Raw genomic sequence first — 22,203 nt, 5'->3', positions numbered from 1 at the left:
TAGTTAATTAGAATTATACCACAATTCTTCTGAATATTAATTTTATTAACTCAAAGCAACTAAAATTATGATGAAAAAGATAGTTATTAAGGGCGCTAAAGAACATAATTTGAAGAATGTTACTATAGAGATTCCAAAAGACAAATTTGTGGTCATAACGGGTCTATCAGGGTCAGGAAAATCATCTTTAGCTTTTGATACAATCTACGCAGAGGGTCAGAGAAGGTATGTAGAGAGTTTATCTGCCTATGCTCGTCAATTTTTAGATAAAATGAAAAAACCAAATGTTGATTTAATTGAAGGATTAAGTCCAGCTATTGCAATAGAGCAAAAAAATACATCAAAAAACCCAAGATCTACAGTTGCAACGGTAACAGAAATTTATGATTACATGAGAGTATTATACGCTAGAGCAGGAATCCCCTACTCACCATTTACAGGTAAACCAATAACCTCACAAACAATTACACAAATAGTAGATTTAGTTAAAAAATTACCAAAAAAATCAACAATTTATATTTACGCACCAGTAGTAAGAGGTCGTAAGGGTGAATATAAAAAAGACATTTTAAGTTACAAAAGGAGAGGTTTTAGAAAAATTAAAATTGATGATGTTTTATATGATATAGAAAAATCACCCAATCTAGATAAAAAACTGAAACACGACATTTCAGTCTTAGTCGATAGAATAGTTTTAAATTCAAAACTTGGAAACAGATTGGCAGAAAGTATTGAAACAGCTGTAAATTTAGCTAATGGTTTGGTTTTTGTAGAATATGAGGATGAAACACTTCCTCAAAAATTTAGAAAACTTGAAAAATTAATTTACTCTACCAAATTTGCTTGCCCTGAGAGTGGTTTTACAATTGAAGAAATTGAACCAAGACTTTTTTCATTTAACAGTCCCTATGGAGCTTGTGAAGAGTGTGAGGGAATTGGAATGAAATTAAATGTTGATCCAAATTTAGTTGTTCCCGATGAGAGAAAAAGTTTAGCTGATGGAGCAATTGAGCCATGGTCAAAATCAACCACATTATATTATGCTCAAACTTTAGCGTCTTTAGCAAAACATTATGGTTTTTCTTTAGATGAAAAATGGAAAAAATTACCAAAAAAAATTAAAGATATTATCCTTTATGGATCAGATGAAGATGAGATTAAATTTAATTATGATGATGGTTATGAGAAATATTCTTATAAAAAAACTTTTGAAGGTGTAATTAATAATCTTGAAAGAAGATTTTTAGAATCTGATAGTGAATGGAAAAGAGAAGCTATTGCTGAATATCAATCTGATACTGCATGTGAAGCATGTGATGGTGACAGATTAAAAGAAGAGGCATTATGTGTTAAAATCAATGATCTTAATATTAGTGAAGTAACAAAAAAATCTATTTTAGATGCAGCAGAATGGTTTAAAAATTTAGAAAATAACCTCGATAAAAGACAATTTAAAATTGCTGAACATGTTTTAAAAGAAATAAATGAAAGATTAAATTTCTTACTTAATGTTGGTTTAGACTATTTAACACTATCTAGAGAATCTGGAACTTTATCAGGTGGAGAAGCTCAAAGAATAAGATTAGCTTCACAAATTGGATCTGGTTTAACAGGTGTATTGTATGTTTTGGATGAACCATCAATTGGATTACACCAAAAAGATAATGTGAAGCTTATTAATGCATTAAAAAGATTACGAGATCTTGGCAATACAGTAATTGTTGTTGAGCATGACACCGAGACAATGGAAAATGCAGATCATATTATTGATCTTGGTCCTGAAGCTGGAAGTAATGGTGGTGAGATAACAGCTCAAGGATCATATGAAGAAATTAAAAAAGATAAAAATAGTATTACTGGACAGTATCTTGCTAATAAAAAGACAATTGAAATTCCAAAATCACGACGTTTAGCTAAAAATGGAAGGTTTGTAGAAATCAATGGTGCAAGTGGAAATAATTTAAATAATGTTAATCTTAAAATTCCAACAGGAACATTTACTTGTATTACTGGTGTCTCGGGTAGCGGTAAATCTACTCTAATATTACAAACTCTATTTCATGCCTTAAATTTAACTTTAAATAATAAAGCAAGAAAAGCACCCAAATCATTTAAAGGTTATAAGGGTGTAGAATTGATAGATAAAATAATTGATATTGACCAGTCACCTATTGGTAGAACACCAAGATCAAATCCGGCAACATATACAGGAGCCTTTGGTCCTATTAGAGATTGGTTTACGAGCCTACCAGAGTCCAAAACAAGAGGATATAAACCAGGAAGATTTTCTTTTAATGTAAAAGGAGGTAGATGTGAAGCTTGTGAAGGTGATGGTGTGATCACATATGAAATGCATTTTTTACCTGATGTTTATATTCAGTGTGATGAATGTAAGGGTACCCGGTACAATAGAGAAACCTTAGAAATTAAATTTAAAGGTAAAAGTATTGCTGATGTTTTGGATATGTCAGTTGATGAAGGATGTGAGTATTTTGAAAATATATCTAATATAAAAACAAAATTATTAACTCTCAAAAAAGTTGGATTGGGCTATATAAAAATTGGTCAGCAAGCAACTACATTATCAGGAGGTGAAGCACAACGAATTAAGCTTGCAAAAGAGCTTTCAAAAAGATCAACTGGAAGAACGATGTATATCTTAGATGAACCAACCACAGGTTTACATCAACATGATATTAAAAAACTTTTAGAGATACTTCATACATTTGTAAAACTTGGGAATACAGTAGTTGTCATTGAACATAATCTTGATGTTATTAAAACAGCCGACTACATTGTGGATATGGGTCCTGAAGGTGGTGTAAAGGGTGGTAATATTGTCGCCGAAGGAAAACCGGAGGAAGTATGCAAAGTTAAAGAGAGTTATACTGGTCAATTTTTAAAACCTCTTTTAACTTAAATTTTACAACTTATAAATATTCAAAAATTAGTGTATAATTATTAAGAATCATGAGCAGTTTATTGTCATCATTATCAAAAACAATCCACACTTCACTTGCGTTAGCAATTATTTTGTTTTTAGGATTATTTTATTTAAACGATGGTATTGCTATTGATACATTATTCTGGAGCTGGTTATTTAGATATATACATGTAATTGTCGCAATAATGTGGATTGGATTATTGTGGTATTTCAATTTTGTACAGATTCCAAACATGGGAAAAATTCCAGATGAACAAAAGCCAGCTATAGGCAAAGTTATAGCGCCAGCTGCATTATTTTACTTCAGGTGGGCTGCTGCATTAACTGTTCTTTCAGGTTTAATTCTTGCTCTTCTTAATGGATATCTTCATGATGCAATGACTTTAAGTATTGGTTCAGGTGTACCAAAACATACTGCAATCGGAATTGGCATGTGGCTAGGAATTATAATGGCATTTAATGTATGGTTTGTAATTTGGCCAAATCAAAAAAGAGCTTTGGGAATAGTTGAGACTGATCCAGAAACAAAAGCTAAATCAGCTAAAACTGCAATGCTATTCTCAAGAACAAATACTTTGTTATCATTACCAATGTTACTTACAATGGTAATAGCTCAAAATTTATATTAATTTATTTTTTATCCTCTTCTTCTCTAAGAACAGTTTTTTGTGAAACTCTTAGTCTAACCAAGACAGTATTAGCTATATAAATTGAGGAATAAGTACCAAAAACAACACCGAGTATCATTGCAAGTGAAAATCCTTTTAATATTTCTCCACCAAAAAAATAGATTGCTAATAAAGCAAGTAAAGTAGTTGCAGATGTAATTATAGTTCTTGATAAAGTTTCATTGATTGAAATATTAGTTAATTCAAAAATTTTTATATCTGAATATTTTCTTAAATTTTCTCGCACACGGTCAAAAATAACTACCGTATCATTCATTGAGTATCCAACTATTGTTAACACCGCAGCTATAATTGATAAATTAATTTCTAAACTAAATAGTGAAAAAACTCCTAAAGTTACAATAACGTCATGAAACAAAGCTAAAATTGCACCCAAACTAAATTGCCATTCAAATCTTATCCAAATATAAATTAACATTAATGCTAAAGACAAAGATATTGCTATAACTCCTGATTTAAGTAATTCAGCACTTACCTTTGGCCCAACATTCTCTACTCTTCTAAAATCATAGTTATTTCCAAAAGATTTATCTAAATTAGTCTTAATTTCTTCAATAATATTTTTTTTATTATCTTTATTTTCAAATTTTACTAAAAAATCTGTATCATTGCCAAATTTCTTCACTGAGACATCTCCTAAATCCATTTGATTAAATCTATCTCTTAATGAACTTACATTTATTTTAGAATCTGAAGCTCTTAATTCAATTAAAGTACCACCCTTAAAATCTATACCAAAGTTAAGTCCTTTAAAAATTAATAATAATAATGAAATAACAATTAAAATTGATGAGAGTAAATTAAAGTGATTATAATATTTGTTAAAAGCAATCATTATATTAATTTTTCCTTATCTTTATTTCTTGATACATAAATGCTAGTGAACAATCTTGCTATGAAATAGACAGAAAATAGCGTTGTAAATATTCCAACACCTAAAGTCACAGCAAAACCTTTCACTGGACCTGAGCCCATGAAAAACAAAATAATTGCTGCTAATAATGTAGTAATATTAGCATCTAAAATTGCTGTTCTTGATTTAGTATATCCACCATCAAAAGCCAAAATATTATTAGTCTCGTCTTTTAATTCTTCTTTAATTCTCTCAAAAATCAAAACATTTGCATCAACAGCCATACCTACTGTTAGAATAATACCTGCAATACCTGGCAATGTTAAAGTAGCTTCAAATAAAGTTAAAACACCTAAAAGAATAAACAAATTAACTATTAGTGTTACGTTGGTGATTAATCCAAAAATTTTATATTTTACGAACATAAAAATTATGACCAACATAAAACCTATTGCCAAAGCAATCATTCCTGCATTAATTGAGTCTTGTCCAAGATCTGGACCCACTGTTCTTTCTTCAATTATTTCTAATGGTGCTGGCAATGCTCCTGATCTTAATAATAAAGCTAGATCAGTTGCTGTTTGAAAAGTAAAGCCGCCACTTATCTGACCAGAGCCACTAGCAATCGTATCTCTAACTACAGGTGCACTAATAATTTTACCATCTAAAACAATTGCTAATTGCTTTCCAATACCAGTTGATGTCGCCTTACCAAACCTTTTTGCACCTACTCTATCTAAAGTAAATGAAACAATTGTTTGGTTAACTTGAGTGTCCATTTTTGGTTGAGCATCAAGTAAGTTTTCACCACTGATTATAATTCTTTTACTAACTATGGCTTCTTCTAGGCCATTTTCAAATTTTAACTTTTCAACACCAAAACGATCATTTTCATCATTTGTTACAAAACGAAAAGTAAGGTTTGCAGTTTTCCCAAGTAATGATTTTATTCTCATTGGATCATCTAATCCAGGAAGCTCTACTAAAATTCTGTTATTTCCTCTTTTAAGTATGTTGGGTTCATTAGTTCCAACCTCATCTACCCTTCTTCTTACTATTTCTATAGCTTGATCTTGAGAAGAAGTTTTAAGTTTAATTAAACCCTGTCTTGAAAAATTAACTTTTAAATTTAACCCTGTGTCTTCTATTTCTAACTGATGTGATTTAAATCTTGGGTAATAAGGGTTAAGGTCACTATTTTCGTCCTGAAAAACATCTAAGACAGATTGCTTATCGTTATTTGTTACATTAAAAAAAATGTTCTGATTATCTATTTTAATATTGTTGATTTTAATATTTTTTTCTTTGAAGTAATTTCTTATTGTTGTTGTTAGGTTTTGTAATTTTTGTTCAATTACAGGTTTATTATCAATTTCAAGTAATAGATATGATCCACCCTGAAGGTCCAATCCAAGATTAATTTTTTTATCAAAAAAATCATCATCAAATTTAAAAAGATTTGATGAAGCAATTAAAATAAATAAAACCGAAAAAAGAGTTATAAATAAAATTCTTAACTTAGAGAAATAAAGCACTTAACTAAAAATAATTATTTTTTAACTTCTTGTGTATTTGTATTAACAAGACTTTGAATACCAGTTGATTTAACTATCTCAACTTTAACGTTTTCAGCAATTTCTACTTCAACTTTATCATTGTCTATAAGTCTCTCCACAGTGCCTGTAATTCCACCAGAAGTAACAACTTTGTCACCTCTCTTAAGGCTTTCAACCATTGCTTTGTGCTCTTTAACTTTTTTTTGCTGTGGTCTGATTAAGAAAAAATAAAAAATAACAAAAATTAAAATTAACGGTATAAATTGTCCTATTCCTGATCCTTCCATAAATCTCCTTAATAAATTAAGTGAATACTTATACTATCTGTGTAATTAAAACAACTTTATTTAGCTGCAATCAATTCCAAATTATTCATATACGGTCGCAGTACCTTAGGAACAATAATCGAACCATCTTTTTGTTGATAGTTTTCTAATACAGCAATTAAAGTTCTACCCACGGCTAAACCACTTCCATTTAAGGTTCCAACAAAAACAGTTTCCTTGTTTTTATTTTTATATCTTGATTTCATTCTTTGTGCCTGAAATGTTGAACAAGAAGAGCATGATGATATTTCACGATACTTGTTTTCTGATGGTAACCACACTTCAATATCATAAGTTTTTTCTGCACTAAAACCCATATCACCTGAACATAAAATTACTTTTCTATAAGGTAACTCTAGCTTATTAAGAATATCTGTTGCGCAGTTTGTCATTCTCTCTAATTCTTCTAGGCAATTTTCTTTTTCTACAATACTAACCATCTCAACCTTATAAAATTGATGTTGTCTAATCATTCCCTTGGTGTCTTTTCCATAACTGCCGGCTTCTTTTCTAAAACATGGGGTTGAGGCAACAAATCTCATTGGTAAATCTATTTGGTCTACAATTTTATCTTTAACAATGTTTGTTAAAATTACTTCAGCAGTTGGAATTAAAAATTTTCTATCAGATCCTTCATCAAATTTTATTTCAAATTGATCGTTTTCAAATTTTGGTAATTGGCCTGTTCCATACATTGTATCATCAGAGGCAATCAATGGAGGTGAAATCTCTTGGTAGCCATTTTGAACAATATGAGTATCTAGCATAAAGTTAGATAATGCTCGTTCCAATAACGCTAATTCTTTTTTAACAAATACAAATCTTGATCCAGTTGTTTTTGTTGCAAGATCAAAATCAAGCATACCTAAATTTTCACCAAGTTCGTGATGAGATTTGGGCTTAAAATCAAATTCTGGAACTTTTCCAGCTTTTAAAACTTCTACATTATCATTTTCATCTTTTCCATTTGGAACATCTTGATGAGGTATGTTGGGTATGCTTGATAAAATGTTATCTAATTCAGTTTTAGTATTTTTTTGTTGCTCAGAAATCTTTTCTAATTCGGTAGATATTTCTTTAGATTTTTTAAATAAACTTTCATCTTTTGATTTTGAAATATCTTTTTTTTCTTTTTCTAAATTTTCTTTCTTTTGAATTAAATCTCTATTTAACTCATCAAGTTTTTTTAAATTATTAAAATCAATTTTAACTGAACGTTTTTCAAGATCTTTTTCAAATTTTGAAAAGTCTTTTCTAATTTCTTTTAAATTATGCATCAGTTTTTTCTAAATTTTTCTTTTCTATAAATTTTACTGAAAATATTGATAATTCATATAAAATTAATAAAGGTATAGCTAAACCTATTTGAGTAATTGGATCTGGTGGTGTAAGTAATGCGGCTGCAGCAAATATAATTATTACTACATACTTTCTTCTTTCTTTTAAAAATTCACTGTCAACAACACCTATTCTTGCTAATAAACTTAAGACTATAGGTAGCTGGAAACTTATTCCAAATGCAAAAATTAACTTCATAACAAGTGATAAGTATTCATTTACTTTGGCTTCTAATTGAATTGGTAAACTTGTAGACATCCCTGTACTTTCAAATGATAAAAAGAATTTAATAGCTAGAGGCATTATCAAATAGTAAACAAGCATACCTCCCAAAAAGAAAAGGATGGGTGTTAATACAAGATATGGGAGTATGGCAACTTTTTCATGTTTATATAAACCTGGAGCAATAAATTTCCATATTTGCATTAGAATAAAAGGACAAGTTACGAAAAAAGCTGTGAAAAAAGATACCTTAATATACGTTAAAAAAGTTTCCTGTAAGGCTGTAAAAATAAGCCTTCTATCAGATCCATCATCTTTTACAGCTTGAGCAAATGGATCAACTAAAAAACCATAAATGTGTTCTGCAAAGATATAACAAATAACAAAAAAGATTATTAAAAATATAAAACTATGTATTAATCTTTTTCTTAGTTCTGTTAGATGGCTAACAAATCCACCTTCATTTTCTTCATTGCTCATCTTTTTTAGTTTCTTTTTTTATTTCATTATCAATTTTTTCTTCATCAATTTCTAAATTAGAGACTTCATTTTGAATGTTACTTACATATCTTTTTGCAGTCCCTATCCAAGAACCAGCTTTTTTTAACATGATTGGAAAATCTTTAGGACCAAGAACAACAATTGCGATACCAACAACAATTAATATCTCAAACCAACCAATAGTAGGCATGTGATTTAATCTTTGTTTTCTGAGTCTTTATTTTTGTCGGATATATTTTTTGGCTCTGTATCGTCAGTAACATCTGACGCCATTCCTTTTTTGAAACTTTTAATTCCCTTAGCTACATCACCCATTAGACTAGAGATTTTACCTCGTCCAAATAATAAGACTACTAATATAACTACGATTGCTATTTGCCAAATTCCTATGCTCATAAAAAACTTATAACCTTTTTATGATTAATTTAAAAGTTACTTTTTATTAATCTTTCTCCTCTGTATCAAGAGTACTATTCAACATCTCGTCAATATTAGAATAAATATCCTCTTTTTTTTCTTCTTGTTTTTCTTTATAGAATTTACCTGTTCCAAAAATAGCATTATCGACACTAGAACTGTCAATTAATCCAGCAGCACCTAGTTCATCAATTGTTGGTAGATCAGATAATTTTTGAAGATTGAAATGACTTAAAAATTCATCAGTTGTGACATATTGAATTGGTCTACCCGGTACATCTTTACGTCCACCTGGTTTCACCCAGTTTAGTTCCATCAATATTTCAAGAGTATTTGTTCCAAATGCAACACCTCTTATTTCTTCTATCTCAGCTCTAGTAACAGGCTGATGATAAACAATTATAGCTAAAGTCTCCACTGCTGCTCTAGAAAGTTTCTTCTCAACCGTTCTTTCTTGTGACATGATGTTTGACAAGTTAGGAGTAGTTCTAAAGGACCACTTTTCTTTAATACAAACTAGATTAATTCCACGTTTAGAGTATTCTTGCTGCAACTTTTCTAATGATTTAGATACGCTACCTTTTTTAGTAACTTTACTTTCGATTGTATCAACATCTAATGGTTCAGCAGCAGCAAAAATAACTGCTTCGATTTCTTTTTCTAAATCAGTTAACTTAGATGGAAATTTAACGATATTATCTTTTGAAATTTTTTCTTTTTTAATCATTATTTTCCTTCACATAAATATCGTCAAATAATTTATCTTGTTTCATAGTCAGGTTTCCTTCTTTAACTAATTCTAATGAACCAGCAAAAATTCCTGCTTTACCAGTACGTTTATATTTTGAACCGTTTTTAAAATTTTTAGGAATTAAATCATCTAATTTTTTCCAATCAATTAATTTACCAAAAAACTCTCTTATAGTTTTAATTCCATCCTCTGCAGTAAAGACAGGTAATTTTGGAATATTCATTTTTTGAAAGTCTTTGGTCATAATAATTGTTGAATATGACTTAAGTAGTTCAAATAAACTTAAATTATATTCTGTACTATAAATAGATCTTATATTTCCTTTCATTCCTCTTAATCGAATTTCTCTACCCAGTCTTTTTCTTTTTAGCATTTGTTCAGAAAGTAATCTTATTAGTTCTAATTTTTTTAGTTGTAATTTTAATTTTTCAGCAACTTCTTGAACTTTAAATTCTTCCTCTGGTGTTCCTGGAAGTAATAATTTAGATTTTAAATAAGCTAACCAAGTTGCCATCAATAAATATTCTGAAGCAATTTCTAAGTTTAAATCTTTTTCTTTTGTAATATAATCGTGAAACTGATCTGCTAACTTTGTAATTGATATCTCTTCAAGATCTACTTTTTGAGCTTTTGCTAGATCTAAAAGTACATCTAGAGGACCATTATAGTTATTTATATCAACATTAAATAATGCAGAATCAGAAATAGTCATGCTTAGATATTAACTTAAAATTTTATAAAATGACGATGTTTTTTTTATAATAAAATTACTAACCTTTGGTGAATTATCACCAACTACCTTCATTTCAGACAATTTACCATTGCAATGAAGAGCAAGATTACAACCTGCGCTAAACGTTTTAATAGTATTAGTTTTTAAATCATCTTTTAAACTTTTCATTGATAAATCATCTGATATTAAAATGTTCTTAAAACCAATTTTTTTTCTAATTAAATTTATAATTTCTTTAGAGTGTGTAGCTGTATTTAATCTATCAATGCTTCGAAATATTACATGTGCTGTCATAGCAAAATAGCTTTGTTTTTTCTTGAATGGGAAAAAATCATTTTTATTCAAATAATTTAAGTTTTTGGTAACTACTGGAGTAAATTTGTGACTATCTACCTTAGCTAATCCATGTCCAGGTATGTGTTTTATGACAGTGCCAATGGAATTTTCATGAAAAAAATCAATACAAATATCTCCAATTTTAGAGATATTTTTTTTATTTTTTGAAAAAGACCTATCACCAATAATGTTGCTAGCTCCTTTAACTCGAATATCTAAAACAGGAACAGTATTTATATTAACACCAATTGATTTAAGTAAATATGAAGTTTTATCGATAAATAATTTATAAATAATATTAAATTTTCTCTTATCTTTTGTGAATAAATTACCAAAATATTCAGAGGTTAAATTGTCAAATGAAATAATTTTACTTAATCGATTTACTCGTCCACCTTCTTGATCAATTAGTATTGGGTATTTTTTATCTTTAAATATCTTTTTTATTTTATCGGTTAATTTTTTAGTTTGTTCAATTGAACTTATATTTCTTGAAAATAAAATAACTCCCCATGGTTTATATTTATTTAAAAAAGTAATCTCTTTGTTTGATAATTTTGATGATTTTAAACCAACAATAAAAGCTCTTCTATTCTTAATCATTCTCTAAAAGTTTCCAAAAATTGAACTTTTTTTTCTTTTTTTTGTTTGTTTGCTTAACGTATTCTATTGAATTTTGTGTGTCGTTTTCCAAAACAGGTAGATTTTTTGAATATAATTTAATTTTTTCATCATTATATTTATAGGATCTGTATGAATTCTTCTTATTTTCATCTGAAAAATAATATCTACCAGTCAAAAAAATAAATAAAGTAATTACAAGAATAAAGATTAAATACTTAATTTCTTTTAACATTACATTTTATCTGGTGTATTTACACCAACTATATCCATCCCGGATTTTACAACGTTAGATATTGCTTTTAAAAAAATTAATTTATCTGGTGAAACTTTTTTTTGATCATTAATAAATCTTTTTTCTGGGTTTTGTTTACCAAGATTCCAATAAGAGTGAAATTCTGAAGCAAGATCATATAAATAAACTGGTATTCTATGTGGTTCTAATTTTGAACTAGCTGCATCGATACATTTTGGCCATTCTGAAATCTTTTTTAAAATTTTAATCTCATCATTTGAGTATTCGAAACTAAAATCATCAAATTTAATATTTGAATTTAAATCTTTACCAATATGTCTAAAGACAGATGAAATTCTAGCATAACAATATTGAACGTAATACAATGGATTATCTTTTGATTTTTCTTTTACAGCATCAAAATCAAAATCTAATTCGACATCACTACTTCGGTTTAGCATAATAAATCTAGTTGCATCTTTTCCAACCTCTTCAATTAAATCATCAACAGTAATGTAGTCTCCCTTTCGTTTAGACATCTTAAATGGTTTGTTATCTTTAATTAATTTTACTAGCTGACTAATTTTACAAATCAATTTATCTTTTTTTCCTGACAAAGCTTCAACTGAAGATGATATTCTTTTGATATATCCAGCATGGTCTGCACCAAGAATATTTATTAAATAATCAAATTTACGATCTACTTTATTTTTATGATAAGCAACATCACTTGCAAAATAAGTCCATGTTCCATCTGATTTTTGTAATGCTCTATCTTTATCATCACCAAAATCAGTAGATTTAAAAAGTAACTGTTCTCTTTCTACCCAGTTTTTATCGTCTTCTCCAGCTGGAGCTTTTATTTTTCCTTTGTATACTAATTTATTCTTTTCTAAAAATTTTATTACACTCTCTACTTCATTGTTTAAAACAATGCTTTTTTCACTAACAAAATTATCGTGGTTAATTCCTAAACTCTTAAGGTTTTTTTTAATTAAAAGTAGTGCTTGTTTTATAGATAAAGCTGTTAACTTATCGCTTATTTCATCATAACCATCAAAATTCAGATCTGAATTATCCGAAACTATATTTTTTGCAAAATCAATAAGGTAATCTCCAGGATATAAATCAGGGTTGTCTTGAGGAAATGTTTCGTTAAATTTTACTTCCCTAATTCTAAAGTATACTGATTTTGTAAAATTTATAATCTGGTTACCATAATCATTTACATAATACTCTTTTGTAACCTTGTGTTTATTAAATATTAACACATTAGATATGACATCACCTAAAATAGCCCCTCTACAGTGACCAACATGCAAAGGCCCAGTTGGATTGGCTGATACAAATTCAACTAAGTAATTATTTTTTTTCTCTTTCTCATTAATTCCAAATTTTTCTGCGTTATCAATAATTTCTTTAATAAAGTTTGACCAAAAAGATGACTTAAATTTAATATTTACGAAACCAGGTTTGGCAACAGAAATATTGTCTATTTGATCATCGCTATTTTTTATTTCGGATGCAAGTTTTTCTGCTAATTCGATTGGAGAGGTTTTATTTAGTTTCGATAAAACCATAGCAACATTAGTTGAAATATCACAATCAAATTTTGGGGGTGGTATTTCCGCATTAATACCATTGAAACTTTCTGGAACGATAAGTTGATTTTTTTTACTAAGCTCAACAATAATTGATTTAATTTTATCTAAATATAATTCAAAAATATTCATTTATTACCGTTATAAAGGTTAATTGCGTATCTATCTGTCATACCAGATATAAAATCTGAAATAGCTCTATATTTGTCCTTAGTCAATTGCTCTTTAGTAAGAAATTTTCTAGGATTTGATTTAATTATTTTAAATAATCTCTTAATTATCATTTTACCTCTTTGATTCTTATTAAGTACCGATTTATTGTCATACATTCTATGTCTTAAAAATGATCGGATTTCTCGTTCTGAATTTTCTATTTTATCTGAAAAAGAAACTATTAATTGATCTGATTTTGATACATCTTTTATTGACTTAATTTTAAATTTTTTAATATTTTTTTCAGTATTACTTAGTAAATCTCTAATCATAATATCTATTGAGTCTCTTATGATTTGGTAAATAGCAATTTTATAATTTTTTTTATTAATTTTATTTTTATATTTTTGATAAATATTTTTGAAAAAATCTAATTCAACTAATTCCTCAAGTTTAAATAGGTTTGCTTTAATACCATCCTGAATATCATGATTATTATAGGCAATATCATCTGATATAGCTGATATTTGAGCTTCTAATGATGCATAGGTGTTAAAATTAATCTTTTTTTTAAAAGTTTTTAAACCAATTAGTTTATTGACCATACTTAGATCATCTACTGGTCCATTATGTTTTAAAAGTCCTTCTAAAGTTTCAATGGTTAAATTTAATCCCGCAAATTTAAAATATTTATTTTCTAAAAACATTACTATTCTTAGTGTTTGAAGATTGTGATCAAAGCCACCATAGTTTTCCATACACTCATCTAAAGCATCCTCCCCTGCATGGCCAAATGGAGTATGTCCTAAGTCATGAGCAAGACTTAAGGTTTCTGCTAAATCTTCATTTAATTTTAGATATTTCGCAATTGATCTTGCTATTTGAGCAACTTCTATTGAATGTGTAATCCTGGTTCTAAAATGATCCCCTTCTGTATTAACAAATACCTGGGTTTTATGCTTTAATCTTCTAAATGATGCGCTATGAATTATACGATCTCTGTCACGCTGAAAAGGAGATCTATATTTTGAATTAGCTTCTTTATTAAGTCTACCTTTACTTTTAAATACGCCTAACAAAGTGTCTTTTTTCATCCTTTAATTTAAATAATTAAGTATTATATTAGTAATATCAGTGTTGAGACATGATTAAAGAAATTAAATTTACGGATAAAGCGTTAAAACAAATAGATAATTTGTTATCGAAAAAAGACAAAGGGTCATTCTTTAGAATCGCTATTAAAGGTGGAGGATGCTCTGGTTTTCAATATGAATTTACATTTGATAAATCAAAACAAGATGATGATTTAAATTATCAAAATATTTTAATTGATAAAACTTCAGCTGATTTGCTTAAAGGATCTGAGGTTGATTATGTTTCTGAACTTATAGGTGAACAATTCAAAATATCTAATCCACAAACCAAATCTTCGTGTGGTTGTGGAGTTTCTTTCTCACTTTAATGCTCATTTCATCTTGGAATGTTAACTCGGTAAGAGCAAGAATTGAAAATATCAAAAGCTATTTATTAAAATATAAACCTGATATTTTAATGATGCAGGAAATCAAAACTGAAGATATTAATTTTCCATATGATGATTTTTCATCAATGGATTATGAAAGTCATGTATTTGGTCAAAAAAGTTACAATGGTGTAGCCATCATCTCAAAAAATAAATTAAAAAATGTCAAAACAGATTTAATTAAGGATAAGTTAAAACAATCAAGAATAATTTCAGCTGAATTTGAACATAAGAAAAAAAATATACAATTAATAAATATTTACACCCCTAATGGTAATCCTGTAGATACTGAAAAATACGATTATAAAAAAGATTGGCTTAATCAATTAATAAAGCAATTAAAAACTTTATCTAAAAAAAATTCAAATATTATTTTAGCTGGTGATTTCAATATTATCCCTTCAGCAGAAGATGTTTATAATGTTAAAAGTTTTGAAGACGATGCTTTATACAGACTTGAAATAAGAAAAAAATTTAGAGAAATGATTAATCTTGGTTTTAATGACGTCTACAGACATTTTCATGAGGATAAAGAAGGATATACATTTTGGGATTATATGAGAGGTGCATGGCAAAAAAATAATGGGATGAGGATTGATCATTTTTTAGTTTCAAATTCTATAATTGATCAAATTAAAGATATTAATATTAATAAAGATCCACGTGGAAGAGAAAAGCCTTCTGATCACACACCAATTGAGATTAATTTAGCTTAAAGATTTAATTTTATTTACTAATTCTTCGTTAATATTTCTTGGACCAGTATCCATTCTATTCTTATGTCGTCTTTCTCCAGGTAATCTTACTTCACCCATTGATTTCATTTTTTCAAAAAATTCCTCAGCATGTTTTTGCCAATTGGTACCTGAAGTTTTATCTGGGCTAATGGCTAGTATGAATTCACCGCCACTTGGAGGACCACCATCATTATTATCTTTGGCAGCAGTTTCAAAACTAAAATTATCTCCAACTAATGCACCTGCCATTAATTCTACCATCATTGCAATTGCAGATCCTTTGTAACCACCAAAAGGTAACAAAACTCCACCATCAGCAATTTCACCTGGATCAGTTGTTTCTTTACCATCTTTAGTTAAACCAGTTCCTAGTGGAACTTTGTGTCCTTCTCTTTTAGCAACTTGAACTTCTCCCATTGCCATTGAAGCAGTTGCCATATCATAAACAACTGGTGTTTTACCTGGACGTGGCCAAGCAAACGAAATTGGGTTTGTTCCAAATAAAGGCTTTATTGCACCAGCAGGTGCTACAGCAGGCTTATAAGATGTGCAAGCAAAAGCAACCAAACCATCTTCCGCTAATTTTTCTGTTTCAGGCCACATAGCAGCCATATGATGTGAATTATTTATTGCTAATACAGCAACACCATTTTCTTTCGCGGCTTTTGCTAATTCGGGTAATCCTTTGTTTAATACAACAGGTGCTAAACAATTATTTCCTTCAACTTTAATTACTGATGGAGATATTTTTTTTACTTCTGGTTTTCCTTTTCCATTAATCTTTCCACTTTTTAATCCAGTGACATATGCTGGTAATCTAAATAGACCATGTGATACCGAGCCATCTCGTTCAGCATTTCTGATCAAGTCTGATAGTATTGATGCTGTTTCATCATCACAACCGTTAGCTAAAAGAGTTTTTTTAGCTAGTTTAAATATTTCGTCTAAAGTTAATGATATAGTGCTCATTATTTTGATTTACATTTCTTACATAAACCAAAAAATTCTAAATTATATTTGTTATATTTCATTCCTGAATTGTCTGAAAAATTAGATAAATATTTAGAAAGTTTTGAATTACTTATTTCAGATACGTTCTCACAACTTTCACAAATTGAAAAAGCTGTAGCTTTTGAAACCTGACAGCTAGAATTTTGACAAGCAATAAAAGCATTTCTACTTTCGATCTTATGAATTTTTCCAATTTCAACTAACTTATCTAACGCTCTGTAAACTTGTAATGGAGCTTTAATTCCTTTTTTTTGAACATTAAATAAAATTGAATAAGCTTTCATAGGCCCGCCAGATTTATCAATAAGATCAAAAATAATTTTTTGATTTTTGGAAAGGTTATGTTCTTTTTGCATTATTAAATTCTTATCAATTAGTTATCAGTTTTTCAATTTAATCGATTGTTTAATATTAAGTAAAGAAAGTATAAATAATACTAAAGCGGCCATGATTATTGAAGGTCCAGATGATGTGTTAAATTCTAATGAAGAAAATAGCCCTAATAAAACTGATAAAAGACCACCAATAACAGAAAATAAAACCATCTTTTGAGGACTGTCTGATATGTTTCTAGCCATTGCCGCAGGGATAATTAACATTCCAGTAATTAATAATAATCCAACCATTTTAATTGATATGGCTATTACAGCAGCCATCAAAATAGTAAATATTGCTTTTGCCCTGTCAGGATTCAACCCTTCTGCTTCAGCTAATTCGTAATTAACTGTAGATGCAAACAATGGTTTCCAAATCAATTTAAGAACTATTAAAATTACTGCTCCACCAGTCCATATAATAAATATGTCATTTGTTGTTACAGCTAATATATCACCAAATAAAAGACCCATAATATCAAAACGAATAAAAGTTAAAAAACCAATAACCACTAATCCAACTGCTAATGAAGAATGAGCCAATAAACCAAGCAAAGCGTCCCCTGGTAAATTAGTTTTTTTTTGTAGCTGAATTAATATCAGTGCGATTACAGATGAAATTATAAACACAGATAGCGCAATATTAAGTTCAAAAGAATAAGCCATCGTGACGCCTAATAAAGCCGAATGTGATAAAGTATCACCAAAATAAGATAATCTTCTCCAAACAACAAAACATCCAAGTGGTCCTGTTACTAAAGCAACACCAATACCAGCAATTAACGCTCTAACAAAAAAATCATCTAACATATTAATTTTTTTTTATTTGACCTTCATCAGAATGAACGTGGTCATGTTTATGTTCATAAACTGTTAAAATTTGAGAAGCTTGTTCCCCAAATAACGTTTTATACTCGTTATTTCTTGCAACATCCATTGGTGTTCCAGAACAACATACGTGTCCATTTAAACAAACAACATGATCCGTTGCAGTCATGACTGTATGTAGATCGTGAGAAATTAATAATATTCCACAATTTAAAGTATCTGAAATTTTTTTAATAAGTTCATATAATGCAATCTCTCCTGTGTAATCTACGCCTTGAACAGGTTCATCTAAGACTAATAATTCAGGTTTTTTTGAAATAGCTCTAGCTATTAAAACTCTCTGAAATTCACCTCCTGATAAATTCCCTAGATTTTTATTTTTTAGATGTGTAACACCTGTAAGCGTAAGAGCTTCATCAATTGCTTCATCTTTTATGTCTTCTGTTAAAAGCATAAAATCATATACTCTTAATGGCAGTGTCCAATCAATTGAGATTTTTTGAGGAACATATCCAACTTTGTTAGTATATTTTTCTACAGTTCCTTCTATGTTTTTATAAATTCCTAATGCAATTTTAGCTGTAGTGCTTTTTCCAGAACCATTAGGACCAATAAGAGTGACTATTTTACCTTTTTCAACAGTTAATGAAACACCTTCCACTAGCCATTTATCATTTTGTTTAAAACCAGCGTTATTTAATTTTACTAATGTACTATTTTCAAAACTCATAAATTGCTTGACTTGTAAATGTTATATTATTACATACTGTTATATTATAACAACCAATTAAATTACTTATTATGAAAAATATTAAAAAAATACCACTTATATTCTCAATATTATCAATTCTAACATTCTTTACACCAGCAAAAGCTGAAATAAAAGTAGTTGCATCTATTAAACCAATTCATTCATTAGCCAGTTATTTAATGGACGGTATTGCTAAACCTGATCTAATAGTTGATGGATATGCATCTCCACACGGATTTGCAATGAAACCTTCTCATGCAAAAATGCTCCAAAATGCTGATCTAATATTTTGGGTAGGTGAAGATTTAGAAAATTTTTTAGAAAAACCACTAAGTTCAATTGCAAAAAAAGCAGAAAAAATTGAATTAATAGAAATCAAAGGTTTGCAAGTATTAAAATTTAGAGAAAGAAATATTTTTGACGAACATGATCATGACGATCACGGACATGACGATCATGGTAAAAAAGAGGATGATCATGACGATCACGGACATGATGACCACGGTAAAAAGGAAGATGATCACGACCATGACGATCATGGTAAAAAAGAAGATGATCATGACCACGATCATGACGATCATGGTAAAAAAGAGGATGATCATGACGATCACGGACATGATGATCATGAAGGACATGCACATGGTGAATTTGATCCACACATTTGGTTGGACCCAATTAATGCAAAAGCTATGTTAAATGAAATGGCTGAACACCTAATTGAAAATGATCCAAAAAATGATGCTAAATACAAAAGTAATTTAGCTAAAGCTTTACAAGAAATCGATAAACTTACAATTGATGTAATGACAGATTTAAGCAGCAGTGTTTCTTCAATTGTATTCCATGATGCTTATCAATATTTTGAGGAAAGATTTAATGTTAAAGTGTTAGGTGCATTTACTGTTAATACAGATGTTATGCCTGGTGCTGAACAACTTGCTGAAATTAGAGAAATTATCGAGCATGATAAGGTAGCTTGTGTATTCTCAGAGCCTCAGTTTAATCCTGATATTATCAATGCAGTTGCAAAAGATATGAAGATTAAAACTGGCGTTTTAGATCCACTAGGAGCTACATTAGACCCAGGTAAAGATCTATATTTCAATTTAATTAGGAATATGTCTGCATCCTTCAAAGGTTGTTAATTTAAAATTAGGTTTAATCCGGGAATTTTTTTAAATTCTCGGATTAACAAATAATTATTACTGTTATTTAATCTCACAAAAAACATTGTATTTATTTTAAAGAAGATTTATTTTCTTTCATAATCTGACTATATGAATGATTTAAATTTATATAAAAAAAATGGCTTTCTTGTTAAAGAAAATCTAATTTCTCAAGCAAAGATAAATAAAATTAATAAAATTGTTAATGAAGTAATTTCAAAAGAAAAAAAAAGAAAAAAAACTAATGGTGCAAATGGAACTCAATCCTATAATAATTACCATTTTGTATACAATTCAGGTTCTTCAAAAAATAAAGAAATTTTAAGACTAAATAATCCTCAGAACAGACATAAAGTTTTCTATGAATTATCTAGAGATAAAAGAATTATATCTATAGCTAAAAAATTGTTAGGTGGAACAGTTAGATTTCATCTAGGTAAATTAAATTTTAAGCTTCCTAATAAGAAAAAAGGTAGTGAAATTGGATGGCATCAAGATTGGGCTTTTTACCCGCATACAAACGATGATTTAATTACAGTTGGCATATATTTAGATGATTGCTACGAAAAAAATGGGCCACTTAAAATAATAAAGAATTCACACAAAAAGAAATTGTACAGCCATCACAGCAAAGAAAATTATTTTGTTGGAAAAATAGACACTAAGAAAAATAAAATAGGAACTAAGGATAGTGTTTCCATAACTGGAACAGCTGGAACAGTAGTATTTTTTCATTGTAGATCAGTTCATGGGTCTGGGCACAATCAAATGAATAACTCAAGACCCTTAATTTTATTTGGTTATAGAGCTTGTGATGCGTGGCCATTAATCAATGATGGAAACCCTCATCCTGAAGTTGATTTAGAAAATTATGACAAAAATATTATTGTAGGAAATAAATCAATAAAACCAAGATTGACTAAAGTTCCAACCATAATCCCACTGCCTAAGAAGAAACACTACGTTTCTATCTATGAACTTCAAAAAAATTAAACTATAAAATTAAAATCTTTCTTTTAGTTAACCTCAATATTTTATAAATAGAACAATTATTTAAAAAAAATTTAGAGAGGAAATCATGTTTATTAGAAAATATCTTAAGTGGATAAGTACATTTTTGGTACTAACAGGAATACTTTTAACTAATTTAAATATATATCCATTAAATATATATTTTCATGGATTAGGAGTTATTGGATGGACTATTGCTGGTTTTATCAGCAATGATAAGGCTATCTTAACTAATTTTGGATTACAAATACCTTTATTTTTAATAGGAATTTATAAAATCATAATTTAATGAAAAATATACTGTTTGTATGTACTGGTAATTCTGCAAGAAGCATCATAGCTGAAAGTATTATTAACAATAAATATTCATATAAGTTTAAAGCTTATAGTGCTGGAAGCAACCCGACAGGAAAAATTAACGAAAATATCAAATTATATCTAACTAAAATAAAAAATTTTAATCTTGAAAATTATTCTTCAAAAAATTTTGATATATTTTTAAATAAGAAGTTTAATATAGATCATGTAATAACAGTATGTAATAGTGCAAATAAAGAAGTGTGCCCTGTATGGCCAAACAATAACCAAATTATTCATTGGGATATTGATGATCCTGTATCAAAATTTCAAAATTCAAATGAAAAGCAGATAAACGAAATTATTAGTGAGACTTACGATATAATAAGTAAAAAAATTAAAATTTTGTTAGAAAATGAAAATTAAAAAAAAAATAATTATTGGCGAATTTTTAGGAAGTTGTTTTCTTGTAATGATTATCGTTGGATCTGGTATCATGGCAGAAAATCTAACAAATGATGATGGTATTAAGCTTTTAGCCAATACAATTGCTACTGGAGCTGGATTATTTGTTTTAATTACATCCTTTGCTGATATTTCAGGGGCTCATTTTAATCCTTTTGTAAGTTTAGCTATGTTTTTTAGAAAAAAAATTAAAAGTAATCTTTTAAAATATTATATTCCTGCACAAATATCTGGTTGTTTATTTGGAGTAATGTTGGCTAATGTTTTTTTTGAACACGCTCTTTTAGAGTTATCAACTAAAAATAGAGACGGATTGCATATATTTTTTTCTGAAATTGTAGCAACTTTTGGTCTTATATTTATTATTTTTGCAACTTTAAAGGATGGAAAAATAATAGTTGCGATTAGCGTAGCAACATATATTTCTGCAGGTTATTGGTTTACTTCCTCAACATCTTTTGCAAATCCAGCTGTATCTATAGCTAGAACATTTACTGATTCTTTTACTGGAATTAATTATCTTAATACACCAACCTATATTTTAGCTGAATTTATTGGATTAATTTTAGCAGCGTATATTCTTAAAATTATCTATAAATAACACAACTTATATATGTAAATTATATTAAAATTTTATTTACATAATTTTTAAATATTATATTCAAGACGAATCCTCTTAAGGTTTTCAAAATAAAATATTTCACTTATAGACTTCTCTACAACTTAGATTAAACGTTAATGAATCAACTCTTTGATTCTCAAATA

Annotated in this window: 26 protein-coding genes; 9 read left to right on the top strand and 17 right to left on the bottom strand. The window is 28.6% G+C overall.

Annotated elements, in window-relative coordinates:
- Positions 1-67 precede the first annotated feature (67 nt).
- Both uvrA and ACTT9R_RS04550 read left to right on the top strand, forming a co-directional pair.
- A complete protein-coding gene (uvrA, locus tag ACTT9R_RS04555; RefSeq protein ID WP_440926844.1) occupies positions 68-2,920 on the top strand; it encodes an excinuclease ABC subunit UvrA in 2,853 nt (950 codons plus the stop codon).
- 50 nt (positions 2,921-2,970) lie between these two features.
- Positions 2,971-3,573 (top strand): urate hydroxylase PuuD, encoded by a 603-nt coding sequence (locus ACTT9R_RS04550; protein WP_440926843.1) that lies wholly within the window; start codon positions 2,971-2,973, stop codon positions 3,571-3,573.
- A gap of 1 nt (position 3,574) precedes the next feature.
- Here the strand turns inward: ACTT9R_RS04550 and secF are convergent, their stop codons facing one another.
- From secF to ACTT9R_RS04485, 13 genes are read right to left on the bottom strand one after another with little or no spacing between them, the layout of a single operon-like run.
- Positions 3,575-4,468: a protein translocase subunit SecF gene (gene secF, locus ACTT9R_RS04545; protein WP_440926842.1), complete on the bottom strand. Its 894-nt coding sequence runs from the start codon at positions 4,466-4,468 to the stop codon at positions 3,575-3,577.
- Entirely contained in the window at positions 4,468-6,021 is a 1,554-nt protein-coding gene (gene secD, locus ACTT9R_RS04540) for a protein translocase subunit SecD (RefSeq protein WP_440926841.1), read from the bottom strand. The genes secF and secD overlap by 1 nt, the downstream gene beginning before the upstream one ends.
- A gap of 14 nt (positions 6,022-6,035) precedes the next feature.
- Positions 6,036-6,329: a preprotein translocase subunit YajC gene (gene yajC / locus ACTT9R_RS04535; protein WP_023853826.1), complete on the bottom strand. Its 294-nt coding sequence runs from the start codon at positions 6,327-6,329 to the stop codon at positions 6,036-6,038.
- 56 nt (positions 6,330-6,385) lie between these two features.
- Entirely contained in the window at positions 6,386-7,645 is a 1,260-nt protein-coding gene (gene serS / locus ACTT9R_RS04530; protein WP_440926840.1) for a serine--tRNA ligase, read from the bottom strand.
- On the bottom strand, positions 7,638-8,408 hold the full coding sequence (gene tatC / locus ACTT9R_RS04525; RefSeq protein ID WP_440926839.1) for a twin-arginine translocase subunit TatC: 771 nt from the start codon (positions 8,406-8,408) through the stop codon (positions 7,638-7,640). Before tatC ends, serS begins: the two co-directional genes overlap by 8 nt.
- On the bottom strand, positions 8,398-8,619 hold the full coding sequence (gene tatB / locus ACTT9R_RS04520) for a Sec-independent protein translocase protein TatB (RefSeq protein ID WP_023853829.1): 222 nt from the start codon (positions 8,617-8,619) through the stop codon (positions 8,398-8,400). The genes tatC and tatB overlap by 11 nt, the downstream gene beginning before the upstream one ends.
- Positions 8,620-8,624: 5 nt before the next feature.
- Complete coding sequence (tatA, locus tag ACTT9R_RS04515; protein WP_440926838.1) at positions 8,625-8,825, bottom strand: twin-arginine translocase TatA/TatE family subunit; 201 nt, start codon at positions 8,823-8,825, stop codon at positions 8,625-8,627.
- Between the two features lie 46 nt (positions 8,826-8,871).
- A complete protein-coding gene (scpB, locus tag ACTT9R_RS04510; protein WP_440926837.1) occupies positions 8,872-9,573 on the bottom strand; it encodes an SMC-Scp complex subunit ScpB in 702 nt (233 codons plus the stop codon).
- Positions 9,566-10,309 carry a segregation and condensation protein A gene (locus ACTT9R_RS04505; RefSeq protein WP_440926836.1) on the bottom strand — a complete coding sequence of 248 codons (744 nt, stop codon included), beginning with the start codon at positions 10,307-10,309 and terminating at the stop codon, positions 9,566-9,568. The genes scpB and ACTT9R_RS04505 overlap by 8 nt, the downstream gene beginning before the upstream one ends.
- Before the next feature lie 9 nt (positions 10,310-10,318).
- Positions 10,319-11,269 carry a glycoside hydrolase family 3 N-terminal domain-containing protein gene (locus ACTT9R_RS04500; RefSeq protein ID WP_440926835.1) on the bottom strand — a complete coding sequence of 317 codons (951 nt, stop codon included), beginning with the start codon at positions 11,267-11,269 and terminating at the stop codon, positions 10,319-10,321.
- Complete coding sequence (locus ACTT9R_RS04495) at positions 11,262-11,522, bottom strand: hypothetical protein (protein WP_440926834.1); 261 nt, start codon at positions 11,520-11,522, stop codon at positions 11,262-11,264. The genes ACTT9R_RS04500 and ACTT9R_RS04495 overlap by 8 nt, the downstream gene beginning before the upstream one ends.
- Entirely contained in the window at positions 11,522-13,255 is a 1,734-nt protein-coding gene (gene argS / locus ACTT9R_RS04490; protein WP_440926833.1) for an arginine--tRNA ligase, read from the bottom strand. Before argS ends, ACTT9R_RS04495 begins: the two co-directional genes overlap by 1 nt.
- The gene (locus tag ACTT9R_RS04485; RefSeq protein WP_440926832.1) at positions 13,252-14,370 is read right to left on the bottom strand and encodes a deoxyguanosinetriphosphate triphosphohydrolase; all 1,119 of its coding nucleotides are present in this window, start codon (positions 14,368-14,370) and stop codon (positions 13,252-13,254) included. Before ACTT9R_RS04485 ends, argS begins: the two co-directional genes overlap by 4 nt.
- 50 nt (positions 14,371-14,420) lie before the next feature.
- Here ACTT9R_RS04485 and ACTT9R_RS04480 point away from each other — a divergent pair, with 50 nt between their 5' ends.
- On the top strand, positions 14,421-14,738 hold the full coding sequence (locus ACTT9R_RS04480) for a HesB/IscA family protein (RefSeq protein ID WP_023853837.1): 318 nt from the start codon (positions 14,421-14,423) through the stop codon (positions 14,736-14,738).
- Positions 14,738-15,514, top strand: coding sequence for an exodeoxyribonuclease III (gene xth, locus ACTT9R_RS04475; protein ID WP_440926831.1), 777 nt, complete (start codon positions 14,738-14,740; stop codon positions 15,512-15,514). Before ACTT9R_RS04480 ends, xth begins: the two co-directional genes overlap by 1 nt.
- Here xth and ACTT9R_RS04470 read toward each other — a convergent pair.
- Genes ACTT9R_RS04470 through ACTT9R_RS04455 form a run of 4 tightly spaced genes read right to left on the bottom strand, consistent with a single transcriptional unit; the run spans position 15,506 to position 18,478 of the window.
- The gene (locus ACTT9R_RS04470; protein ID WP_440926830.1) at positions 15,506-16,504 is read right to left on the bottom strand and encodes an Ldh family oxidoreductase; all 999 of its coding nucleotides are present in this window, start codon (positions 16,502-16,504) and stop codon (positions 15,506-15,508) included. The genes xth and ACTT9R_RS04470 overlap by 9 nt on opposite strands.
- Positions 16,504-16,902: a Fur family transcriptional regulator gene (locus ACTT9R_RS04465; protein WP_440926829.1), complete on the bottom strand. Its 399-nt coding sequence runs from the start codon at positions 16,900-16,902 to the stop codon at positions 16,504-16,506. Before ACTT9R_RS04465 ends, ACTT9R_RS04470 begins: the two co-directional genes overlap by 1 nt.
- 24 nt (positions 16,903-16,926) lie before the next feature.
- Positions 16,927-17,730, bottom strand: coding sequence for a metal ABC transporter permease (locus ACTT9R_RS04460; protein WP_440926828.1), 804 nt, complete (start codon positions 17,728-17,730; stop codon positions 16,927-16,929).
- Position 17,731: 1 nt separating this feature from the next.
- Complete coding sequence (locus ACTT9R_RS04455) at positions 17,732-18,478, bottom strand: ATP-binding cassette domain-containing protein (RefSeq protein WP_440926827.1); 747 nt, start codon at positions 18,476-18,478, stop codon at positions 17,732-17,734.
- 71 nt (positions 18,479-18,549) lie between these two features.
- Between ACTT9R_RS04455 and ACTT9R_RS04450 the strand changes: the two genes are divergently transcribed.
- From ACTT9R_RS04450 to ACTT9R_RS04430, 5 genes are all read left to right on the top strand, one after another.
- Entirely contained in the window at positions 18,550-19,644 is a 1,095-nt protein-coding gene (locus tag ACTT9R_RS04450; protein WP_440926826.1) for a zinc ABC transporter substrate-binding protein, read from the top strand.
- A gap of 132 nt (positions 19,645-19,776) precedes the next feature.
- Positions 19,777-20,658 carry a phytanoyl-CoA dioxygenase family protein gene (locus ACTT9R_RS04445; RefSeq protein WP_440926825.1) on the top strand — a complete coding sequence of 294 codons (882 nt, stop codon included), beginning with the start codon at positions 19,777-19,779 and terminating at the stop codon, positions 20,656-20,658.
- Positions 20,659-20,743: 85 nt separating this feature from the next.
- Positions 20,744-20,965, top strand: coding sequence for a DUF6552 family protein (locus ACTT9R_RS04440; protein ID WP_075504169.1), 222 nt, complete (start codon positions 20,744-20,746; stop codon positions 20,963-20,965).
- Positions 20,965-21,399, top strand: a complete 435-nt coding sequence (locus tag ACTT9R_RS04435; protein ID WP_075504168.1) for an arsenate reductase ArsC — start codon at positions 20,965-20,967, stop codon at positions 21,397-21,399. The genes ACTT9R_RS04440 and ACTT9R_RS04435 overlap by 1 nt, the downstream gene beginning before the upstream one ends.
- Positions 21,389-22,039 (top strand): aquaporin, encoded by a 651-nt coding sequence (locus tag ACTT9R_RS04430; RefSeq protein WP_440926824.1) that lies wholly within the window; start codon positions 21,389-21,391, stop codon positions 22,037-22,039. Before ACTT9R_RS04435 ends, ACTT9R_RS04430 begins: the two co-directional genes overlap by 11 nt.
- The last annotated feature ends 164 nt before the right edge of the window (positions 22,040-22,203 follow it).

The organism is Candidatus Pelagibacter sp. (assembly GCF_052049835.1).
Lineage (GTDB): Bacteria > Pseudomonadota > Alphaproteobacteria > Pelagibacterales > Pelagibacteraceae > Pelagibacter.
Note: the sequence above shows the minus strand (reverse complement) of the source record. Positions and strands in the feature narration are given on the sequence as shown.

Coding starts and splice junctions, on each gene's coding strand:
- uvrA (WP_440926844.1), top strand. CDS start 68: ATGATGAAAAAGATAGTTATTAAGGGCGCTAAAGAACATAATTTGAAG.
- ACTT9R_RS04550 (WP_440926843.1), top strand. CDS start 2,971: ATGAGCAGTTTATTGTCATCATTATCAAAAACAATCCACACTTCACTT.
- secF (WP_440926842.1), bottom strand. CDS start 4,468: ATGATTGCTTTTAACAAATATTATAATCACTTTAATTTACTCTCATCA.
- yajC (WP_023853826.1), bottom strand. CDS start 6,329: ATGGAAGGATCAGGAATAGGACAATTTATACCGTTAATTTTAATTTTT.
- serS (WP_440926840.1), bottom strand. CDS start 7,645: ATGCATAATTTAAAAGAAATTAGAAAAGACTTTTCAAAATTTGAAAAA.
- tatC (WP_440926839.1), bottom strand. CDS start 8,408: ATGAGCAATGAAGAAAATGAAGGTGGATTTGTTAGCCATCTAACAGAA.
- tatB (WP_023853829.1), bottom strand. CDS start 8,619: ATGCCTACTATTGGTTGGTTTGAGATATTAATTGTTGTTGGTATCGCA.
- tatA (WP_440926838.1), bottom strand. CDS start 8,825: ATGAGCATAGGAATTTGGCAAATAGCAATCGTAGTTATATTAGTAGTC.
- scpB (WP_440926837.1), bottom strand. CDS start 9,573: ATGATTAAAAAAGAAAAAATTTCAAAAGATAATATCGTTAAATTTCCA.
- ACTT9R_RS04505 (WP_440926836.1), bottom strand. CDS start 10,309: ATGACTATTTCTGATTCTGCATTATTTAATGTTGATATAAATAACTAT.
- ACTT9R_RS04500 (WP_440926835.1), bottom strand. CDS start 11,269: ATGATTAAGAATAGAAGAGCTTTTATTGTTGGTTTAAAATCATCAAAA.
- ACTT9R_RS04495 (WP_440926834.1), bottom strand. CDS start 11,522: ATGTTAAAAGAAATTAAGTATTTAATCTTTATTCTTGTAATTACTTTA.
- argS (WP_440926833.1), bottom strand. CDS start 13,255: ATGAATATTTTTGAATTATATTTAGATAAAATTAAATCAATTATTGTT.
- ACTT9R_RS04485 (WP_440926832.1), bottom strand. CDS start 14,370: ATGAAAAAAGACACTTTGTTAGGCGTATTTAAAAGTAAAGGTAGACTT.
- ACTT9R_RS04480 (WP_023853837.1), top strand. CDS start 14,421: ATGATTAAAGAAATTAAATTTACGGATAAAGCGTTAAAACAAATAGAT.
- xth (WP_440926831.1), top strand. CDS start 14,738: ATGCTCATTTCATCTTGGAATGTTAACTCGGTAAGAGCAAGAATTGAA.
- ACTT9R_RS04470 (WP_440926830.1), bottom strand. CDS start 16,504: ATGAGCACTATATCATTAACTTTAGACGAAATATTTAAACTAGCTAAA.
- ACTT9R_RS04465 (WP_440926829.1), bottom strand. CDS start 16,902: ATGCAAAAAGAACATAACCTTTCCAAAAATCAAAAAATTATTTTTGAT.
- ACTT9R_RS04460 (WP_440926828.1), bottom strand. CDS start 17,730: ATGTTAGATGATTTTTTTGTTAGAGCGTTAATTGCTGGTATTGGTGTT.
- ACTT9R_RS04455 (WP_440926827.1), bottom strand. CDS start 18,478: ATGAGTTTTGAAAATAGTACATTAGTAAAATTAAATAACGCTGGTTTT.
- ACTT9R_RS04450 (WP_440926826.1), top strand. CDS start 18,550: ATGAAAAATATTAAAAAAATACCACTTATATTCTCAATATTATCAATT.
- ACTT9R_RS04445 (WP_440926825.1), top strand. CDS start 19,777: ATGAATGATTTAAATTTATATAAAAAAAATGGCTTTCTTGTTAAAGAA.
- ACTT9R_RS04440 (WP_075504169.1), top strand. CDS start 20,744: ATGTTTATTAGAAAATATCTTAAGTGGATAAGTACATTTTTGGTACTA.
- ACTT9R_RS04435 (WP_075504168.1), top strand. CDS start 20,965: ATGAAAAATATACTGTTTGTATGTACTGGTAATTCTGCAAGAAGCATC.
- ACTT9R_RS04430 (WP_440926824.1), top strand. CDS start 21,389: ATGAAAATTAAAAAAAAAATAATTATTGGCGAATTTTTAGGAAGTTGT.